Below are 1,142 nucleotides of genomic sequence, written 5' to 3'. Positions count from 1 at the left end.
TTGGGGTGAAGTCGTAACAAGGTAGCCGTATCGGAAGGTGCGGCTGGATCACCTCCTTTCTATGGAGAATCGTTTCCGGATAGCGGAAACATTCAGTCCCGTCTCTCTCGGGAGTTAAAAATCAGAGACTCACTTACTGTTCGGTTTTGAGAGAGGAAACTCTTTCAATTAAATATGCGTTTGGTAGTAATGGCGGAGGGGTTCCACACGTACCCATCTCGAACACGACCGTTAAGCCCTCTAGCGCCGATGGTACTTGGACCGCAGGGTCCCGGGAGAGTAGGAAGCTGCCAAGCGCATCCTTTTATGGGCCCTTAGCTCAGCTGGTTAGAGCGCACCCCTGATAAGGGTGAGGTCGGTGGTTCGAGTCCACTAGGGCCCACCATTTCCAACATTATATTTCCTTTTATGGGGCCATAGCTCAGCTGGGAGAGCGCCTGCCTTGCAAGCAGGAGGTCAGCGGTTCGATCCCGCTTGGCTCCACCATAATTGCTTCCTTCGAGGGGAGATCAAAAGCTTTCGCTTAAAGCGGGAACCACTTTTGATCCACACGAAGTGATGCACCCAAAAGTTGTTCCTTGAAAACTGGATACCGAAACGAAAAACTTTGCGTCTGGAATGCTTCTTCTATCCAAGCTGCTTGTCAGCGAGGGTGAAGCAAGTAATCCAATTGAAGTTTGGTTAAGCAAGTAAGAGCGCACGGTGGATGCCTAGGCACCAGGAGCCGACGAAGGACGCGACGAACCGCGATAGTGCTTCGGGGAGCTGTAAGTAAGCGTTGATCCGGAGATTTCCGAATGGGGCAACCCAGCTGGACTCATACCCAGTTACTGACCGAGTGAATTCATAGCTCGGCAGAGGCAGACCGGGGGAACTGAAACATCTAAGTACCCCGAGGAAGAGAAAACAATAGTGATTCCGTCAGTAGCGGCGAGCGAACGCGGAACAGCCCAAACCAGAGAGCTTGCTCTCTGGGGTTGTGGGACGTCTCACATGGAGTGATAAAGGGGTTTGGTAGGCGAAGAGGTTTGGAACGACCCGCCACAGCAGGTGATAGCCCTGTAGCCGAAAGCAAGCCCCCTCCGAGACGGATCCCGAGTAGTGCGGGGCACGTGAAACCCCGTATGAATCCGGCAGGACCA

General features: G+C 53.2%; 2 tRNA genes and 3 rRNA genes. All 5 read left to right on the top strand.

Features of this window, described 5'->3' with window-relative positions:
* Positions 1-59, top strand: a 16S ribosomal RNA gene (locus HRQ60_RS23410); the annotation flags it as partial.
* Between the two features lie 120 nt (positions 60-179).
* Positions 180-296 (top strand): 5S ribosomal RNA (rrf, locus tag HRQ60_RS23405).
* 12 nt (positions 297-308) lie between these two features.
* Positions 309-385: transfer RNA gene (locus tag HRQ60_RS23400), tRNA-Ile, on the top strand.
* A 25-nt stretch (positions 386-410) separates the two neighbouring features.
* A tRNA-Ala gene (locus HRQ60_RS23395) sits at positions 411-486 on the top strand.
* A 193-nt stretch (positions 487-679) separates the two neighbouring features.
* Positions 680-1,142 (top strand): 23S ribosomal RNA (locus HRQ60_RS23390); the annotation flags it as partial.

It is taken from the genome of Saccharibacillus qingshengii (assembly GCF_013185195.1).
Classification (GTDB): Bacteria; Bacillota; Bacilli; order Paenibacillales; family Paenibacillaceae; genus Saccharibacillus; species Saccharibacillus qingshengii.
This window is presented reverse-complemented; position numbering and strand designations above follow the sequence as displayed.